The sequence below is a fragment of the Bacillus sp. NS1 genome (assembly GCF_058248265.1).
The window spans coordinates 872,211-890,675 of sequence record NZ_JBZAZF010000001.1 but is presented as its reverse complement, the minus strand read 5'-3'; the positions used below and the strand labels follow the sequence as shown (position 1 = coordinate 890,675).

The following is an 18,465-nucleotide window of genomic DNA, read 5'->3' as shown; positions in this document are numbered from 1 at the left end:
AATAATGATTGGAACGGCGGCTACACCCCAGGCGTCCTGCCTAAAAGCCGCCGTCATCACATCCTGTGAAAGCCTGCTCCGATGCTCGGCTTTCTCAATCACGCTGAAAAGATTCAGTCAGTTGCAAAAAGGCTTCCGCGTCACGCACAGCCAGCTTGATGGCATTCTCCCAGAAGTCGCGCTTCGTGATGTCAGCACCTAAATGCTTCATCGCCAAATCTTCCACGGTCATAGAAGCCGTATCGCGCAATAACGCAATATACTTCTCTTCGAACGCGTTTTTTTCTTCAAGCGCCAGTGCGTAAATGCCGAGAGAAAACAGATAGCCGAACGTATAAGGGAAATTGTAAAACGGCACCCTCGTGATATGGAAGTGCAGCTTTGATGCCCAAAAGAGCGGATGGTACTCTCCTAACGAATTGCAGTATGCCTCTTTTTGCGCCTCTTCCATCAGCTCATTCAAACGGCCGGCCGGGACGACTCCCCGCTTTCTTTCTTCGTAAAATCGCGTTTCGAATAAGAACCTTGCGTGGATATTCATGAAGAATGCAACGCTTCTTTGTACTTTATCCTCTAGGAGGACAAGCTTTTCTTCCTTCGTCTCCGCCTGCTGGACAGTCGCGTCCGCCACAATCATCTCAGCAAACGTTGAGGCTGTTTCCGCAACGTTCATGGCGTAAGACCGGTTTAACGGCCTGACATTGAGCATCGCTTCCTGATGGAACGCGTGTCCGAGCTCATGTGCGAGCGTGGAGACATTTGAGGCACTTCCCGAAAACGTCATGAAAATCCGTGATTCTCCGCTGTCCGGAAAGCTCGTGCAAAAGCCGCCAACTCTTTTTCCGCTCCTGTCTTCCGCTTCAATCCAACGGTCCCGAAAGGCTTTTTCTGTGAAAGAGGACAGCTTTTTGCCAAACGTTGAAAACTGGCTGACAATGACATTTGCGGCTTCATCATATGAATAGACCTTTCCGTCAGAACCAATTGGGGCCTCAACATCGTACCAGCTAAGCTTTTCAAGGCCGAGCATGGATGCTTTCCGGTTCAAAAACTGAACGAACGGCTGCTTGTTTTCAGTGATGACCTGCCACATCGTATCCAGTGTTTCTTTTTTCATCCTATTGATCTGCAGCGGCTCCTTCAGGACATTCTCCCAGCCGCGCGCTTTATAGGTTTCAAGCCGGAAGCCTGCCAAATGATTGAGCGTGCTGCTGAAAATATCCTGCTTGCTTTCCCAAGCTTTATGCAAACGTTCATATATCGTTTTTCTGACAGCGCGGTCTTGATGGTCCATCACATTTTCCGCCTGACCGACAGACAATTGCTTATTCACACCGTTTTCCTCATACGGTATCGTCATATTTCCGACAATCATATTGTATAAGTCACTCCAAGCATGATATCCGTCCACCGCAAGGTTTCCAATCAGTTTTTCTTTACCCGGGCTAAGCTTTTCGGCAACCCTCTGTCTTCTTTCATTTAATATGTACGATACATCGCGTAATCCCGGGTTTGTTAACAATTCATTCCACACGTCTTGTTCAATGGCCACCAGTTTATGATCTAATGTGACGAGGGATGATTGAAAATCTGCAGAAAGCCGATTCATGAGTGACTGATGCTCAGTAGCCTTTTGATCACTGATATTCTGGGCCTGAAGGCAAGCAACAAAAGCACCGGCCTGCTGAAGCTTGACAGATGTCTGTTCGAATAAATCAAGCAAAGCAATCAGCCCTTCCGCATCTTCAGGCGATTCAGGCACCTGAAACGCCTCAGTCATGTCTTGAAATGCACGCAGACTTTGTGACAGCTGTTCGATATACCCTTTGAATTCTTCTGATTGGCTCCCGCCCTTAAAAAATGAATCAAGATCCCATCTTTGGTCTACCCCTTGCAGCGCCATCATACAAAACCCCTTTCCTTCTTTCGTTTTATTATAGAACAATTCTGAATTATTGTATAAAAATTCTTTTATAGGCGTCATTTTCCGTTCATGATTGTACAATAGCTGTAGCAGTTAAATAGGAGGTATATGATGAATAAAAAAATCGCGATCGTAACAGGAGCGTCAAAAGGCTTTGGCCAACTGGCAGCCGTAAAGCTCGCCAAGTCATTTTTCGTGATTGCCACAACAAGACAGCCTGGGAAAGCTGACCAACTTCGGGAATTGGCTGCAGCACACAATGTGTCTGATTCTATTCTTATTACCGCTCTCGACGTCACAGATGGACAATCGATAGCCTCATTCGGAAAAGCCATTAGTGCTTACGCTCCTATTGATCTTCTCGTCAACAACGCCGGAACGGCTTACGGAGGATTTGTCGAGGATGTGCCGATGGAACATTTCAGACAACAATTTGAAACGAATGTCTTCGGAGTAATCCATGTGACAAAAACCGTACTGCCTTACATAAGAAAGCATAGCGAAGCAAAGATTATAAACGTGAGCAGCATCAGCGGCTTGACCGGATTCCCCGCGCTGTCCCCTTATGCATCTTCCAAGCATGCATTGGAGGGTTTTTCTGAGAGCCTGCGTGTGGAACTGCTTCCGTTCGGTATCCAAACTGCTTTGATTGAGCCAGGCTCATACAAGACATCGATCTGGTCAACATCATTATCAAATTATATGTCGGTGCCTGCTGACGATTCAGCCTATCATCAATACTATAAAAAGATCCTTTCCTACGTTGAAAAAAACGCAGATGAAAGTGGAGATCCCCAAGAGGTTGCCGACCTCATTTATCAATTGGCAACAAAACAGCACTTAAAGAAATTGCGATACCCGATCGGAAAAGGCATCAAGCTTACCCTGTTATTCCGATCGATTTTTCCTTGGTCTGCGTGGGAATCTATCCTGAAGAAAAAACTATTCAGTTCATCTAAATTATAATCATTATAATTTAGTATTGATTTTTATTTGATACGTGATATAATTAAATTAACAGATCACAAGGAGGACGTAACTTATGAAAACTGAAAACGCAAAAACAAATCAAACATTAGTTGAGAATTCAATGAACACCCAATTATCAAACTGGTTTCTTTTATACTCTAAGCTCCATCGTTTCCATTGGTATGTAAAAGGGCCGCATTTCTTTACATTGCATGAGAAATTTGAAGAATTGTATGACCACGCGGCTGAAACAGTTGATACCATCGCTGAACGCCTGCTGGCGATCGGCGGACAGCCTGTTGCCACATTGAAAGAATACACTGAGCATGCATCTATCACAGACGGCGGAAATGAAACAGCCGCATCAGAAATGGTACAAGCTTTGGTAAACGACTACAAACAAATCAGCAGTGAATCTAAGTTCGTGATCGGCCTGGCTGAAGAAAATCAAGATAATGCGACAGCGGACTTGTTTGTCGGATTAATTGATGAAGTTGAAAAACAAGTGTGGATGCTTTCCGCATACTTAGGATAAAAAAAGCTGAACCCTTTTCGGGTTCAGCTTTTTGATTACCGCTTAACTTGAGCTGCTTTCTGTCTGCTTAGTCAGTGTCACGTTTAGCGTTTTCGTTTTTCCGTTCCGCAGCACTTGAATTGTCGTTTTATCTCCGACCTTCAAGTCTTTATAAAGGATCTGGCGGATATCTGCGCTGCTTTCCACGTCTTTACCATTTAGTTTGACAATGATATCCTCAGATTTGATTCCGGCTTTTGCCGCCGGTGAATTTGATTGAACTTCTTTTACATAAACACCTTTGCCCAATTGATCTCCAAACAGGCCTAGCGTATTTTCCTGATACGTTTCAGGAACTTGTGACATGTCAATCATTTGCACACCTAAAAACGGACGGTCTACTTTCCCGTTTTCCAGCAGCTGGTCAACAATCGGCTCGACATCATTGCTTGGGATCGCAAATCCAAGTGATTCCACGCCGCTTTCGCTCACCTTCAAGCTGTTAATGCCAATCACTTGGCCGCTTGCATTAATTAACGGGCCTCCGCTGTTCCCCGGGTTGATCGCTGCATCAGTTTGGAGCACGTTCATTTCCACCGTACCTTGTGTTGTATCCACATCAATCGTCCGGTTCAGTCCGCTGATGATGCCTTGTGTCACAGTACCGGAAAACTGCTGTCCAAGCGGATTTCCGATGGCTATGACCTTTTCGCCCGTGCGCAGCTGTGAAGAGTCACCGAAGCTCGCCACTTTTTTGACGTTTTTGCTGCTGATTTCCAGGACAGCCAAATCAGTTATCGTATCGCTGCCTACAAGCTTGGCAGTCTCCGTTTCTCCGTTGTATAGTGTGACAGTCAATTTATTTGCGCCTTCAACGACATGGTTGTTTGTAATGATATACGCTTTATTGCTGTCTTTTTTGAAAATAACGCCTGACCCGGTTCCGCTTTCACTTTCTGAGCTGGAGCCGCCTCCCGTGCCGAATGTGTTATTTTGCGAGGTTTGAATATTTGAGATTCCGACAATCGTCGGCTCTAAATCCTCTACCATATCAGCGACGTTTGAAGCGTTAGTTATCGGGGTCGTTGTAAAATTATCTGACTGTACCTGTTTATTTGCGGAAACAGCCTCGGTCGTCTGATCTTGGTCTGACGGCAGATAAGGCGCGATGCCAAGCATCAGGCCCCCGCCAATAATTCCGCCTAAAATCGGACTCAGCCAAGCGGCTCTCCGCTTCTTTTCTTTTTTCACAGCCGTTTCTGCCTTTTCCATTTCTAAAGCACTAGCCGCTTCTTGCCTACCAGCTTCATACGAAACAGGCGCGTCAAGCAATTCCTGTTCAGGATGTTCAATCTGCTTGTTTTCTGTATTCTGATGTTCTATATGTGAAGATGCTGATTGATGTTTATCGTTTTGGTCATCACGTCGATAATCCATGTTCTTACACTCCTTTAACGGTTTTTCATTTATCGTTACATATTAATCGCATGTACAAGTTCAATTGTCCCAATAATGAGGAGAAAAGCAAAGCACCAAAATAGAATATGTTTGATCATCCTACATCTTCCTCGCTCTTTTTCTCTTCCTTTCTTCCCTTATACATATCATAAACAAACATTGTGGGATAAAAATGAAAAGAATATGTGAAATTATGAAAATTGCCTGCCGTATGTTAAAACTAGTTTATAATGACGTTGAAAGGATGTGAAGAGCCTTGTCATACACCATTTATCTAGTTGAAGATGAGGATAACCTGAATGAACTGCTGACGAAGTATTTAGAGAATGAGGGCTGGAACATTACATCTTTTACGAAAGGTGAAGACGCCAGAAAGAAAATGACGCCGTCTCCCCACCTGTGGATTCTCGATATCATGCTGCCGGATACCGACGGCTATACATTAATAAAAGAAATTAAAGCGAAAGATCCTGACGTGCCGGTCATTTTCATTTCCGCCCGAGACGCAGATATTGACAGAGTGCTTGGCTTAGAGCTTGGCAGCAATGACTATATTTCAAAGCCGTTTCTGCCGCGGGAGCTGATTATACGTGTGCAGAAGCTGCTGCAGCTCGTTTATAAGGAAGCTCCGCCTGTACAAAAGAATGAAATCGCCGTCTCCTCGTATCGAGTCGCTGAAGACGCCCGTGAGGTCTATGATGAAAACGGAAATATCATCAATTTGACGTCGAAGGAATTTGATCTGCTGCTATTATTTATCCATCATAAAGGACATCCATACTCACGTGAGGATATTCTGGTAAACGTATGGGGGCATGACTACTTCGGAACAGACCGGGTCGTTGATGACCTCGTCCGGAGACTGCGCAAAAAGATGCCTGAATTGAAGGTGGAAACGATTTACGGGTTCGGCTACAGGATGATGACATCATGAAAAACAAGCCTCTCTCGTTTCAAATATGGGTTGTCATATCCGGCATCTTATTAGGGATATCTCTTTTACTGCTTTTGTTATTTTCAAACACGCTGCGCGATTTCTTTACCAATGAAACGTATACGACGATTGAAAATGAACAGCATGTTCTGACGGAGTACCGCCTGCCGGGTTCAATTGAACGGCGCTATTACAGCGAAGAAGCCACGGCACCGACAACCGTTCGCTCCGTACAGCACGTGCTTCTGCCTGAAAATGAAGATGCTTCTTCAGACAGGGATTTACGCATTCTCTCGTCTTCGTTTATCCATAAGGTGTACAAGCTGGCCGATAAACAGGAGGTCAAAAAGAAACGTTACAGCGCCGACATCAATGGAGAGAAAGTGTTTTTTGTCATTAAAAAGGGACTTTCCGTCAATGGACAATCGGCTATGATGCTCTCTTACGCGCTTGATTCTTATCGCGACGATCTGGCCTATACCCTGTTCAAACAGCTTCTGTTTATTATAGCTGTTGTCATTTTATTAAGCTGGATTCCGGCCATTTGGCTTGCGAAGTATTTATCAAGGCCTCTCGTGTCATTTGAAAAGCACGTCAAACGGATTTCCGAACAGGATTGGGATGACCCAGTCAAAGTGGATCGGAAAGATGAGATCGGCAAATTAGGCCATACCATCGAAGAGATGCGCCAAAAGCTTGTGCAAAAGGACGAAACAGAAAGAACCCTATTGCAAAATATCTCTCACGATTTAAAAACTCCGGTTATGGTCATCAGAGGCTATACGCAATCGATTAAAGACGGGATTTTTCCTAAAGGAGATCTTGAAAATACAGTTGATGTCATTGAAGGCGAAGCTCTTAAGCTGGAGAAAAAAATAAAGGATTTACTATATTTAACGAAGCTGGATTATTTAGCGAAGCAAAAAGTGCAGCATGACATGTTCAGTATCGTGGAAGTGACAGAAGAAGTCATCGATAGACTGAAGTGGGCGCGGAAAGAATTATTGTGGGAAATTGATGTAGAGGAAGACATTCTGATGCCGGGCGATCCAGAGCAATGGAACAAACTCCTCGAGAATATTCTAGAAAATCAAATCCGCTATGCTGAGACAAAAATAGAAATCAGCATGAAACAAGATGATCGGAATATCGTAATCACCATTAAAAATGACGGTCCTCATATTGAAGATGAGATGCTTTCCAGCCTCTATGAGCCTTTTAATAAAGGGAAGAAAGGCGAATTCGGCATTGGTCTCAGCATCGTAAAACGAATTTTAACTCTTCATAAGGCGTCTATCTCAATTGAAAATGACAAAACGGGTGTAACATACCGCATAGCAGTGCCAAAATAGACTGTAGATGTTTTTGCAGTCTATTTTTTATGTGAAAGAATAGCCGTTAAAATCTCTGTAGTTTGTTTTGAGCGGCTGTTTGCATTGATGAACCCATTTTTTCTCTGACAAGGTCTGCTTCGGATATTTGACTTTCTCCACTTTGATTCCTCTGTTTCGCAAGCGGCTGATCATTTCGTCCAATTCTCTCATTTTAGATTCACCCTTTCGCTTGAGCTTTGACCATTCGGTCATCTCAATTTATAATATAAATAATACATGATAAAAAAACAAGTTACAATAAGGTTAATTTTATAACAGAAGGTGTGACTATATGGTCATATCCTGTCCAGGCCTCCGGGCGCCGAAAGGGTGGAACCATTGAAGGAAAAAGAAAAGCTGATTATTGAAACAGCCTTAAAACTATTTGCCCAAAAAGGATACAACTCAACATCAGTTCAGGAAATCGCAAAAGAATGCAAAATATCTAAAGGCGCTTTTTATATTTATTTTCCTTCGAAAGAAGCGCTTCTTCTGTCTATGCTGAACTACTATTATGATAAAACGTTTACCCGAATTTTAAATATTAAAACGAAGGGCGACAGCCCCAGAACAGCTTACCGCAAACAGCTTACCGTGCTCTATGAAAACATCCTGGAACACAAGGATTTTATCGGCATGCAGATGAAGGAAGGTTCTCTGCCTTACACAGAGGAAGTGGCTCAATGCGCCAAAAAAATCCGCCAGTCCTCACTTCAATTTCATATCGACAGCCTGCTGAACATTTACGGAAAAAAAGCGGAACCGTATACTGCAGAGCTTTGTTTTTTAATAGAGGGCATCAGCCAGATTTACCTGGAATGCATGATTTTGCTTGGCTACACTGTGAAGCCGGATCAATTAGCTGTTATCATTATTAATAGAATTGATGATATGGTAAAAGGCATGTCTGAACGAAACGATAAGCCTTTCATCACATTGGAAGAGGCAAGCTCTTTATTTGGGCCTCTTACGCACGGACGGCCTGACCCGCTGACTGAATCGATTGTGAAAAGCCTTCGTGACAAAATTAACAGCTTAAACACAAACTCCTCTCTTGAATTATCGGAGAGCTTGGACATACTTGAAGCAGAAATGAAGAAAAAAACACCGAAGCTGGCGATCATAAAAGGAATGATCCATAATCTTACAGAGTCTGAAGCTCTCGCCAAAGATGCGGAGCAGCTTAAATATCTATTAAAACAGCAACATATTTAGAAGAACGGCTGCTTATAAAGCAGCCGTTTTTTCTTTCTATTACGCCTTTGGTTTTACCATATCTTCCGGCTTAACCATTTCGTTAAATTGCTCCTCTGTCAGCAATTCAAGCTTCAAAGCCGCTTCTTTCAGCGTCAATCCCTCTTTATGGGCGAGCTTGGCGATTTTCGCCGCATTTTCATATCCGATATGCGGGTTCAGCGCCGTAACAAGCATTAATGAATTTGACAGGTTTTCCTGGATGGTTTCTTTATCAGGCTCAATACCGACAGCACATTTATCATGGAATGAATTCATGCCGTCACTCAGCAGCTGCACAGATTGCAGGAAGTTGTAAATGATCACAGGCTTAAACACGTTCAGTTCAAAGTTCCCCTGACTCGCCGCAAAGCCGATTGTCGCATCGTTCCCCATGATTTGAGCTGCGATCATTGTCAATGCTTCACTTTGTGTCGGGTTGACTTTGCCAGGCATAATGGAGCTGCCCGGCTCATTTTCAGGGATGACGATCTCCCCGATGCCGCAGCGAGGTCCGCTTGCAAGCCATCTGACATCGTTTGCGATTTTCATTAGATCAGCCGCAAGCGCTTTTAATGCGCCATGCGCATAAGTGATTTCGTCATGGCTTGTGAGCGCGTGGAATTTATTCGGTGAGCTGCTGAACGTTTGGCCCGTCAGTTTTGTGATCTCTTCTGAGACAAGCTCTCCAAACTCTGGATGAGCGTTGATTCCCGTTCCGACAGCCGTTCCACCGATTGCAAGCGCACGCATTTTATCTGTTGCTTCCAAAATCATTTCCTTCGAACGGTCCAGCATGTAAACCCATCCGCTGATTTCCTGTCCGAGCGTCAGAGGAGTTGCATCCTGAAGGTGCGTGCGTCCGATTTTGACAATATCATTGTATGCTTTCGCTTTTTCATCCAATGTATTGCGAAGCTGGTCAAGCGCAGGCACAAGCTGCTCGTAAACAGCCAAAACAGCGGCAACATGCATCGCAGTCGGGAATGTGTCATTTGAGCTTTGGCTGCGGTTCACGTCATCATTTGGATGAATCGTTTGATCAGAGTTCTTTTCTTTTAATAAAGCAGTCGCACGGTTGGCTACCACTTCGTTCATGTTCATATTGCTTTGTGTGCCGCTTCCTGTCTGCCATACGACAAGCGGGAAGTTGTCATCGTATTTGCCTTTGAGCACATCATCACAAACCGCTGCAATCGCTTCCGCTTTTTCCGCATCCAGATTGCCGAGGCGTTTATTAGCGAGAGCTGTGCTTCGTTTTAATATTGCAAACGCCTTCACAACACGCATCGGCATTTTTTCAGAACCGATCTTAAAGTTCTCCTTGCTTCGCTGTGTTTGGGCGCCCCAGAATTTATCAGCAGGAACTTTTACTTCTCCCATGGTGTCTCGTTCAATTCTGTATTCCATTTATGTATCCCTCCATAACGGTTGCTTCAATAGATCATAATTCGCCAGTAAAATAAAAAATCCTTTTTATTTTTCGATCTTGGCAGATTTTAATTTTAATTCAAGATACACACGGGAATCCTTTGAATATTTGTACTTCGGATTCGTCCTGCCATACTCCTTTGATGTATAAGAGACATCATAATGCTTTTCAAATGATTTGATGAGCTGTTCTATTTCTTCTTGTTTTCCAGCAAGCCTTACCTGTGCCACTTCGTATCCTCCGCTTTCATAAAAAACTTACACCATGAAATACTCTAACACAGTATATCATTTTTTTAACAGGAAAAGATAACCTCTACTAAGGTTTTGGATAAGAGGTGACCTCGTTGGAACAAACAGAGTTTAAGGAATATATACACGATAATTTAGCATTGGTGCTTCCAAAATTAAAAGAAAACGATGATCTGGTGAAAAACAAAAAAATGCTCTCCAACGGTCTTGTTTTTTACTATCTCTATTTTAGTGAACTGAATGATCAGAAGAAGGTTGCAGAATCGATTAAAACCTTAATCAAAGATGAAGATACCCTTACGCTTGACCAAGTCAAAAAACGCCTTGACCAGCTTGACGCAAGACCTGTTGAAACCGCGAAAAAAACGGTCGAGTCCATTCTCAGCGGTAAGTGCGCTGTGTTTATCAACGGATTGGACAAAGTCTATATTCTATCTACAGGAAAGAAAAAAACAAGAAGCCTGACAGAGCCGACAACTGAGAAAGTGGTTCGCGGACCAAAAGTTGCGTTTGTAGAGGATATCGATACAAATCTCGCTTTGATTAGACAAAGAACCTCTCATCCGAAGTTAATCACCAAAAAAATCATGATCGGCAAAAACAAGCTGAAGCCGGCGGCCATTATGTACATTGAGGGCAAAGCAAAAAAGTTCGTCATAAAAGAAGTAAAAGCGCGGCTTAAAAATGTCCAACTGGAGGATATCCAGGACAGCGGAACGCTTGAGGAGCTCATTGAAGATAATAAATATTCGCCGTTTCCGCAGATTCAAAATACGGAAAGACCCGATAAGGTATCGTCGGCCCTGTTTAACGGCCGTGTAGCCATTTTGGTCGACAGTTCACCATTTGTGCTGCTGGTCCCTGTTTCTCTCGGTGTCCTAATGCAGTCCCCGGATGACTACTATGAACGCTGGATTTCAGCATCTCTAATCCGGACACTGCGTTTTGCTTCTATCTTCATCACCTTGTTTTTGTCATCGATTTATATCGCACTCGTTTCCTTCCATCAAGGGCTGCTGCCGACCGCGCTCGCCGTCACGATTTCGGCAAACAGGGAAAACGTGCCGTTTCCGCCGATATTTGAAGCTCTGCTGATGGAAGTAACCATTGAGCTGCTGAGGGAAGCCGGGCTCCGCCTCCCCAATCCGCTCGGCCAGACAATCGGGCTCGTCGGGGGCGTTGTCATCGGACAGGCGGCGGTAGAGGCGAATCTCGTCAGTTCGATTATGGTCATCGTTGTCAGCGTCATTGCCCTTGCATCCTTTACCGTTCCCCAATACGGAATGGGTCTGTCTTTCCGGGTGCTGCGTTTTATTTCGATGTTTTCCGCCGCTATTCTTGGGCTGTACGGGATTATTTTATTTATGCTTGTGATTTATACGCATCTAACGAGACAAACGAGCTTTGGATCTCCGTATTTTTCGCCAAACGGATTCTTCAGCCTGAAAAATACGGATGATTCCATTATCCGTCTCCCAATTAAAAACAAACCAAAAGAGGCGAATAATCCAAATGAGCCAAAAACAGACTCCACTGAAACTTAATACCTTCCAAGGTATTGCTATTATTGCAAATACGATGCTTGGTGCCGGTCTTTTAACATTGCCGCGAGCGCTGACCACTAAGGCTAATACTCCTGACGGCTGGATATCGCTGATATTAGAAGGTGTCATTTTTATCCTTTTCATTTATTTAAACACGCTCATTCAAAAAAAACATCAGTACTCTTCTCTATTTGAGTATTTGCAGGAAGGGCTTGGGAAATGGATCGGCAGCATCTTCGGCCTTTTGATCTGCTGTTATTTTATCGGAGTGGCCAGCTTTGAAACCAGGGCGATGGCTGAAATGGTAAAGTTTTTCCTGCTGGAGAAGACGCCGATTCAGGTCATTATTTTAACCTTTATCTGCTGCGGCATTTATTTAATTGTTGGAGGGTTAAGTGATGTGTCGCGGCTGTTTCCCTTTTATTTAATGGTAACGATTATTATTTTACTGATTGTGTTTGGGATCAGTTTTAAAATTTTTGACATCAGTAATTTGCGCCCTGTTTTAGGCGAAGGTCTTGGACCCATTGCGAATTCCCTGACTGTTGTCTCCATTTCTTTCTTAGGAATGGAAATAATGCTGTTTCTTCCTGAACATATGAAGAAAAAGAAATACACATTCAGATACGCGGCTTTCGGCTTTCTGATTCCGATTATGTTATATATCCTGACGTATATCATCGTTGTTGGGGCTTTGACCGCTCCTGAGGTGAAAACGCTGATCTGGCCGACGATTTCTCTCTTTCAGTCCTTTGAGCTCAAAGGAATATTCATTGAACGGTTTGAATCGTTTTTGCTGGTCGTCTGGATCATCCAATTTTTCACAACGTTTGTCATTTACGGATATTTTGCAGCTAACGGGCTGAAGAAGACGTTCGGATTATCAACTAAAAAAAGCATGGTGCTCATCGGCGCGGCTGTCTATTATTTTTCTCTATGGCCGGATGACGCCAATCAGGTCATGATGTATAGCGATTATCTTGGATACATTTTCGTCGGCCTATTTCTGCTTCCCTTCATTCTGTTTTTCATTGTAGCTCTCAAAAGGAGGTTTACAGCAAAATGAAAATCCGGATTTTAAGTATGTTCATATGCACCCTATTGCTGACCGGATGCTGGGACAGCCGGAATATTGAGGAATTAAGCCTGATCATCGGTGTTGGCTTAGACAGGCCGGATGACAAAAATTTAGAACTGACACAGCAGATTCTCGTGCCGAAAAGAATCAGCACCAAGGAAGGCTCTTCGTCTGACCCAACACAGCTTGCTGTCACTAAGGGTGAAACTGTCCATCAAATGATGAGAACATCTGCATTAAAACATAACCCTACGTTTTCACAGCATTTGCGTCTCATTCTGCTTTCCAAAAGCGTGATTTCGGACCATATTGGAATGGACGCGATCATTAACCAGTTTGTCAGAGACAACGGAACAAGGAGGAGTTCGTACGTCTTTGTCACCGATGGCAGAACTAAGGATATATTTAAAATGAATGATCAAGGAGAGCCCGCATCTAATGTGATCTATGATCTGACAGAGAATAACTCGGTGACGATCAGAATGATGGAGCCTGTTACATTGGGTGAGATCTCAGAACACTTGACCTCTGACGATTCATTCCTCATCCCTCATGTCGGTGAGGAAAACGGCAAACTCGCGATAAACGGGGCTGCTATCATCAAAGATAAATTATGGAACCGGAATTTAACACCGGGTGAGGTACAAAATATTAACTTGTTTACAGGCACTGTCGAAGGAGGCGTCATTGATATGAGGCATAATGGCAATCTTTTTTCTTATGAAGTGTACTCCAGCCATCGCAAGATCAAGACAGACTACAAAGACGGAAAGTTCAAATTCACCGTCACACGCAATATTGAAGGGCGTTTATCAGAGGACTGGAATCCGAATGAAGATTCATTTAAGGATTCATATATCAAAGATATTGAAAAGACAGTCGAAAAACGATTACACAAAACAGTAACAGCATTTATTACAGGCAAACTGCAGAAAGATATCAAAGCAGATGTAACCGGGCTGGGAAACGAGGTTAGAATTCATTATCCTCAAAAGTGGAAAAAGATCTCAAGAAAATGGGATGATGATTATTTCAGCAATGCGGAAATAGACTACCGGGTCAATGTGGTTGTCAGAGACTTCGGGACGAAAGGCGCGAATAAATAGCGGACGCCTATTTTACGAGGTGATTTCGGTGTGCGTATACCGCTGCCTGTGTCCGGTCACTGACATCCAGCTTTGATAAAATATTGGTGATATGGGTTTTGACTGTTTTAATGGTGATAAACAGTTCCTCGCCTATTTCTTTGTTTGTTTTTCCTTCTGCGATCAGGCAGAGAATTTCGAGCTCCCGTTTCGTAAGCGATTCATGCGGGAGCGCGTTTTCACCTGAGTGGCGCAGCCGGGATAAAACTTTTCCCGCCACTTTTGATTCCAGCTTTGGCTCTCCCTTGCTTGCGGCACGGATGGCATCGGCGATTTCCGCCGCTTTTGAGGTTTTCAATAGATAGCTGAGCGCGCCAGCTTCAATGACCGGGTACACTTTGTCATCATCAATAAAGCTTGTGAGCACTATAATTTTCGGATCTGGAAGCTCCCGGCAAATTTGCTTCGTGGCTTCAATGCCATCCATGCCCTCCATGACAAGATCCATTAAAATGACATCAGGCGACAGTTCCGCAGCAAGACGTACGCCTTCGCTGCCGTCAGATGCTTCGCCGATGACTTCAATATCGGGCTGCGCCTCCAAAAAAGCCGCGAGCCCCATTCTGACCATTTCATGATCATCTATCAATAATACTCGAATCACGTTCGTTCTCTCCTTTTTCTTCCGGAAAAATCGGAACCTTCACTTCGATTTGTGTGCCTTTTCCTTCAACTGAAATCACTTCGGCGACCCCGCCGATTTCGCTTGCACGTTCTTTCATAGAGTTCAAGCCGTATGAGGATGCTTTTACCTGATCCATTTTAAAGCCTTTTCCGTTATCAATCACCTTCAGACGGAGCTGATTGTTCTTTACGCCCAGAATCACGGATACTTTTGAGGCTTTTGAATGTCTGAATACGTTTGAAAGGGCCTCCTGAACGATTCTGAACAAATGATCTTCCATCCCCTTGGATATCGGCGTGTCCTGAATATCCCACTCAATATCAAGCGGCTGTTTCTTCCGGAACTCGTCCAAAAGCTCCGTAAGCCCCTCTTTCAGCCCTTTTCCTTCAAGGGTAACAGGCCTTAAATGGAGCAGCAGCGCTCTCATTTCATTTTGGGCTTCACCTGCCATATGCTCGACCTGCTTGATTCGCTTGACCGTTTTATCATCAGCATCCTTGACATGTTCCAACACAGCTGATGTCATCATTGATATTGCAAAAAGCTGCTGGCTGACTGCATCATGAAGATCTCTTGCCAATCGCTGGCGTTCTTCTGATATAACCGACTTCTTCATTTGCGCCTGCCATTCCGCACGTTCATTGGAAAGTTTCTGCAAGGAAGCGACTTGAAGCTCGACGCGCTTCGCCATTTCATTCAGCTGATCGGCGGCCAGGCCGATTTCATCATCTCCAAGCGGCGGAATTCGATAAGCAAAATTGCCGTTTTCAAACGTTAAAATCGATTCGATTAATGTATCAACTCTTGTCTTCAGCCGGTTGCCGTACATATACCCTGAGGCAAAACCGACCGTCACGCTGATCAGCAGCAATATCAGGATAAACGGAATTCCGAACCAGCTTGATGACAGCAAAACAAGCGGATCGAGCCGATAATAAAACATCATAAAGGAAATCAAACAGGCAAAAAGAAGCAGGCTGATCCCCGTTGTCATGCGGATGGCGCGCCACTGAAGGCTGGCAAGCAGTTTTTTTCTCATACGTACTTCACATCCACATCACCGATAAATAAGGAAACGGACACTTTGACACGGCGCTTTGACTCGCTGAAATCGGATGACGCGGCATATACCTTCGTGCTTAATCCGCTTTTCTTCGAGCCGATCAGATTGATATCTCCGATAAACACAGCCGAGCTGACGGCCACTTCAAGGTCTGATGGTACATATATATCAACGTTTCCGATGACTCCGCTAATGACGATTGTACTTTCTCCCTCGGGAATCATCGCTTTAGACAAGTCGATTTTGATATCACCGATAAAACCAGAGATATTTAAATCATTCAGATCAAACGGCTGCTTCATCATTTGCAGCTCTCCGATAAAAAAGCTGCGCATGTCAGGATGTTTCTCATCTTTTGGCGGATCATGCTGTTCTTTTTTAGTGAGATCGATCCGTTTTTCATTCGGTTCAAATATTGGCTTTCCTTTGACAAGCCTGTAGCCGGCATAAATCAAAAATGCGGCAAACGCATAGCCGAATAAATTAAAGGTTATGCTGAAGAGGTTTTTCAAAAATAGAAATGCGGCAAAGATGTACATGACGGAACCGAGCCAATCACGGGAATATCTTTTTAAGAAATAGCCGGCAATCAGAAAAAAGAGCGGCCAAAACAGCAGATCGCCTATTCCAATAATTTGCAAAAACATGCTGATGCCGAATAAAGCAATGATCAATCCGAGAAGCTGTTTTTTTGTCATTCCTGGTGTCCGCCTCCTTTCTTCTGCCTATTGCTACCGTATCGTTAGATCCCCGCTGTCCGTTTTGATATCGATTTGGTGCCGGCCGCTTCCTTGCGAGCCTGTGATTTGATGATGTTCTTTATGTGCTGTATCAGCAAATGAATACGGCGAACTGACGTCCCCGCTCGCTGATTTTGCAGTGACTGTAAAGCTGCCGTTTTGGGGAAGGCTCAAATCCGCATCACCGCTTGTCAGTGTGACAGATACAGGACCCGTTACCTTTTTCAGTGCCGCATCAAGGTTTCCTGAAGTCATCTTTACATCAAGAGAGCCTGATACATCAGCCAAGTTTGCGTCTCCTGAAGCTAAGTCAATGCCGGCTGTTTTAGAGGTGGTATTTGTAATGGAAACATCTCCGGATGATCCCTTTACTTTCAGATCTTGAAGGCGGACGTTCGTCACTCTCATATTTCCGCTCGCAGACACTGCGTTCAATCCGGTAAGCGCAAGATGATGATCCCCGTCCACTGACACGTCACCACTTGAGGTGCGTACCGTCAGATCCCCTTTATACTCATATGGAATACGGACAACAAGGAAAGAACGGTTAAACCCATTCAAAAATTGAAATTCTTTTTCCTTTGCGGTCAGCTCCAGCTTTCTTCCGTTTTCAGTAACAAATAACTTTCCTGAGTCTCCTGAAATGCCTGCTGATATGTCATTTCGTTCTTCTGCTATGATCCGGACATCCTTGTTATCTGACACAATGACTACGCTGTCGATGTCCCGCGGCGATGCGCTGGCTGAATCGGCTTCTGTGCCGTTTACGAAACCCAAGCCTGCAGCAAACACGTCTTTTACGACGACGGCGAAAAATATTAGAATACCGGCAGTGATCAACAGTTTGCCCAGCATTTTTTTCATTCGATTTCATCCTTCTCATTCATTCTATTATAAAGGAAAAGCCTGTGAATTGATACGTGCGGAAGGGAAGGACTTGACCGCAAATCCTTCCCCGTTCCGCTTATTCATTTGCTGCTGGTGATGCCTGATCTGATTTTTGCAGCGAGAGCGCCCGCATTTTTTCAATCTCTGCTTCTACATCGTCTGCAAATTCTTTGCGTGTGAGTTCTGTGCCGGCTTCAGCTGACTTTGAATAATCCGCGCGGATTTCCATTTCTTCAATACGGTTTTCAATACGCAAAAATTCACGATACGCGCTTTCGCTGTCAATTTTGTCAAAGGTCGTATTCATATGCTCTTTTGCTTTCGCGGCATTTGCCCGGGCAATCAGCGCCTGCTTTTTATCCTTTACGTCCTGCAGCTTTGTTTCAAGTGCAGCCAGCTGTTCTTTCAGATCAGCCAGCTGACTGTTCGCTTGTTCATAGGACGCTTTATGTTCAGCCGCCTTCCCTTCTAAATACTTCATTTCAGTCAGCGCCTTTTTCGCCAGGTCTTCTTCACCTGCGTCAAATGCAAGCTGTGCCTGATTTTGGCGTTTTCCAGCCACTTCAGCTGCTTCCTCATATTTTTTCTTGAATTGATAGGCAATCGTGTGCTGTTTCACAATTGTTTGTTTTGCTTTTGCAATGTCACTTTCCATATCACGGACATATTGATTCAGCATCACCTTTGGGTTCTCCATTTTATCAAGACCTTCATGAACTGACGCAACAAACATGTCTCTGATTCTTTTTAATACCATACCTGATTCCTCCTAATATGCTGATATTATTTTTTCTTCAAAAATTCTTCCCATTCGTCATCAAAATGAGATTGGTAGGCAGCCGAAGCCGGTTCAGGATCAAAAGATGACACACCGTTATCAGCTGATCCGTTTTTCATGAGCTTCCAGCCGTAATACACCATAGCGGCCGCCAGCGCAATTCCGACGACAAACGGAAGTGAACAGATGAGCATGATCGCTCCGATACCGCCCAAGATAATTCCTGTGATCGTTTTTCCTGCAGCAAATCTTTTGATTCCTGCGTATGTCATTAAGCTCCCGATGGCGAGCGGGATGATAAAGCCGAAGCTTCCTCCTCCAAAAAAGACGGAGATCCCAAATACAATTAATAAGAATCCGCCTATTGTTTTCTTGTTTATCTTCATGCAGATCCTCCTTTCGTTTTCCTTGTCTTCATCTTAAACAAATTAGCATTTGCGCAAAACGAATCAGAGATTGATTTTTATATAAGACCGGAGTCGTATCTCGTGCCAGACCTATGGACACAAAAAAACG

General features: G+C 44.0%; 19 protein-coding genes. 8 read left to right on the top strand and 11 right to left on the bottom strand.

Annotation, left to right across the window (positions count from 1 at the left end; all coding sequences use genetic code 11):
- Window positions 1–94: 94 nt before the first annotated feature.
- A complete protein-coding gene (locus tag AC4CV5_RS04435) occupies window positions 95–1,903 on the bottom strand; it encodes a M3 family oligoendopeptidase (protein WP_490922137.1) in 1,809 nt (602 codons plus the stop codon).
- Between the two features lie 132 nt (window positions 1,904–2,035).
- Between AC4CV5_RS04435 and AC4CV5_RS04430 the strand changes: the two genes are divergently transcribed.
- Both AC4CV5_RS04430 and mrgA read left to right on the top strand, forming a co-directional pair.
- Window positions 2,036–2,890, top strand: a complete 855-nt coding sequence (locus AC4CV5_RS04430; protein ID WP_490922136.1) for an oxidoreductase — start codon at window positions 2,036–2,038, stop codon at window positions 2,888–2,890.
- A gap of 76 nt (window positions 2,891–2,966) precedes the next feature.
- The gene (gene mrgA, locus AC4CV5_RS04425; RefSeq protein ID WP_166848603.1) at window positions 2,967–3,428 is read left to right on the top strand and encodes a metalloregulation DNA-binding stress protein MgrA; all 462 of its coding nucleotides are present in this window, start codon (window positions 2,967–2,969) and stop codon (window positions 3,426–3,428) included.
- Window positions 3,429–3,470: 42 nt separating this feature from the next.
- On the opposite strand, the gene htrB is transcribed toward mrgA, so the two are convergent.
- On the bottom strand, window positions 3,471–4,844 hold the full coding sequence (gene htrB / locus AC4CV5_RS04420; protein WP_490922135.1) for a serine protease Do-like protein HtrB: 1,374 nt from the start codon (window positions 4,842–4,844) through the stop codon (window positions 3,471–3,473).
- 277 nt (window positions 4,845–5,121) lie between these two features.
- On the opposite strand from htrB, the gene cssR reads away from it, so the two are divergent.
- Window positions 5,122–5,799, top strand: coding sequence for a two-component system response regulator CssR (gene cssR, locus AC4CV5_RS04415; protein ID WP_166848580.1), 678 nt, complete (start codon window positions 5,122–5,124; stop codon window positions 5,797–5,799).
- Window positions 5,796–7,151, top strand: coding sequence for a two-component system sensor histidine kinase CssS (cssS, locus tag AC4CV5_RS04410; RefSeq protein WP_166848577.1), 1,356 nt, complete (start codon window positions 5,796–5,798; stop codon window positions 7,149–7,151). The genes cssR and cssS overlap by 4 nt, the downstream gene beginning before the upstream one ends.
- 27 nt (window positions 7,152–7,178) lie before the next feature.
- On the opposite strand, the gene spxO is transcribed toward cssS, so the two are convergent.
- Window positions 7,179–7,343 (bottom strand): anti-adapter protein SpxO, encoded by a 165-nt coding sequence (spxO, locus tag AC4CV5_RS04405; RefSeq protein ID WP_003221681.1) that lies wholly within the window; start codon window positions 7,341–7,343, stop codon window positions 7,179–7,181.
- A gap of 168 nt (window positions 7,344–7,511) precedes the next feature.
- Between spxO and AC4CV5_RS04400 the strand changes: the two genes are divergently transcribed.
- Entirely contained in the window at window positions 7,512–8,387 is an 876-nt protein-coding gene (locus AC4CV5_RS04400) for a TetR/AcrR family transcriptional regulator (RefSeq protein ID WP_490922134.1), read from the top strand.
- 39 nt (window positions 8,388–8,426) lie between these two features.
- Here AC4CV5_RS04400 and fumC read toward each other — a convergent pair whose 3' ends face one another.
- On the bottom strand, window positions 8,427–9,815 hold the full coding sequence (fumC, locus tag AC4CV5_RS04395; RefSeq protein WP_014115108.1) for a class II fumarate hydratase: 1,389 nt from the start codon (window positions 9,813–9,815) through the stop codon (window positions 8,427–8,429).
- A gap of 66 nt (window positions 9,816–9,881) precedes the next feature.
- On the bottom strand, window positions 9,882–10,067 hold the full coding sequence (locus AC4CV5_RS04390; protein WP_014115109.1) for a YvzF family protein: 186 nt from the start codon (window positions 10,065–10,067) through the stop codon (window positions 9,882–9,884).
- A 116-nt stretch (window positions 10,068–10,183) separates the two neighbouring features.
- Here AC4CV5_RS04390 and gerAA point away from each other — a divergent pair, with 116 nt between their 5' ends.
- Genes gerAA through gerAC form a run of 3 tightly spaced genes read left to right on the top strand, consistent with a single transcriptional unit; the run spans window position 10,184 to window position 13,816 of the window.
- Window positions 10,184–11,632 carry a spore germination receptor protein GerAA gene (gene gerAA / locus AC4CV5_RS04385; RefSeq protein ID WP_166848565.1) on the top strand — a complete coding sequence of 483 codons (1,449 nt, stop codon included), beginning with the start codon at window positions 10,184–10,186 and terminating at the stop codon, window positions 11,630–11,632.
- On the top strand, window positions 11,601–12,698 hold the full coding sequence (gene gerAB / locus AC4CV5_RS04380; protein ID WP_166848562.1) for a spore germination receptor protein GerAB: 1,098 nt from the start codon (window positions 11,601–11,603) through the stop codon (window positions 12,696–12,698). Before gerAA ends, gerAB begins: the two co-directional genes overlap by 32 nt.
- Window positions 12,695–13,816, top strand: coding sequence for a spore germination receptor protein GerAC (gerAC, locus tag AC4CV5_RS04375; RefSeq protein WP_326222051.1), 1,122 nt, complete (start codon window positions 12,695–12,697; stop codon window positions 13,814–13,816). The genes gerAB and gerAC overlap by 4 nt, the downstream gene beginning before the upstream one ends.
- Window positions 13,817–13,823: 7 nt before the next feature.
- Here gerAC and liaR read toward each other — a convergent pair whose 3' ends face one another.
- The 6 genes from liaR to liaI form a co-directional block, all read right to left on the bottom strand.
- Window positions 13,824–14,459, bottom strand: a complete 636-nt coding sequence (gene liaR / locus AC4CV5_RS04370; RefSeq protein ID WP_490922133.1) for a two-component system response regulator LiaR — start codon at window positions 14,457–14,459, stop codon at window positions 13,824–13,826.
- The gene (gene liaS / locus AC4CV5_RS04365; protein WP_490922132.1) at window positions 14,434–15,519 is read right to left on the bottom strand and encodes a two-component system sensor histidine kinase LiaS; all 1,086 of its coding nucleotides are present in this window, start codon (window positions 15,517–15,519) and stop codon (window positions 14,434–14,436) included. Before liaS ends, liaR begins: the two co-directional genes overlap by 26 nt.
- Entirely contained in the window at window positions 15,516–16,241 is a 726-nt protein-coding gene (gene liaF, locus AC4CV5_RS04360) for a cell wall-active antibiotics response protein LiaF (protein WP_326222054.1), read from the bottom strand. The genes liaS and liaF overlap by 4 nt, the downstream gene beginning before the upstream one ends.
- Window positions 16,242–16,274: 33 nt before the next feature.
- Window positions 16,275–17,147, bottom strand: a complete 873-nt coding sequence (gene liaG / locus AC4CV5_RS04355) for a LiaG family protein (RefSeq protein WP_248602186.1) — start codon at window positions 17,145–17,147, stop codon at window positions 16,275–16,277.
- 100 nt (window positions 17,148–17,247) lie between these two features.
- Window positions 17,248–17,928, bottom strand: a complete 681-nt coding sequence (gene liaH, locus AC4CV5_RS04350) for a stress responsive protein LiaH (protein WP_166848546.1) — start codon at window positions 17,926–17,928, stop codon at window positions 17,248–17,250.
- A 26-nt stretch (window positions 17,929–17,954) separates the two neighbouring features.
- A complete protein-coding gene (gene liaI, locus AC4CV5_RS04345) occupies window positions 17,955–18,335 on the bottom strand; it encodes a cell envelope stress-induced membrane anchor protein LiaI (RefSeq protein WP_166848543.1) in 381 nt (126 codons plus the stop codon).
- Window positions 18,336–18,465: the final 130 nt, after the last annotated feature.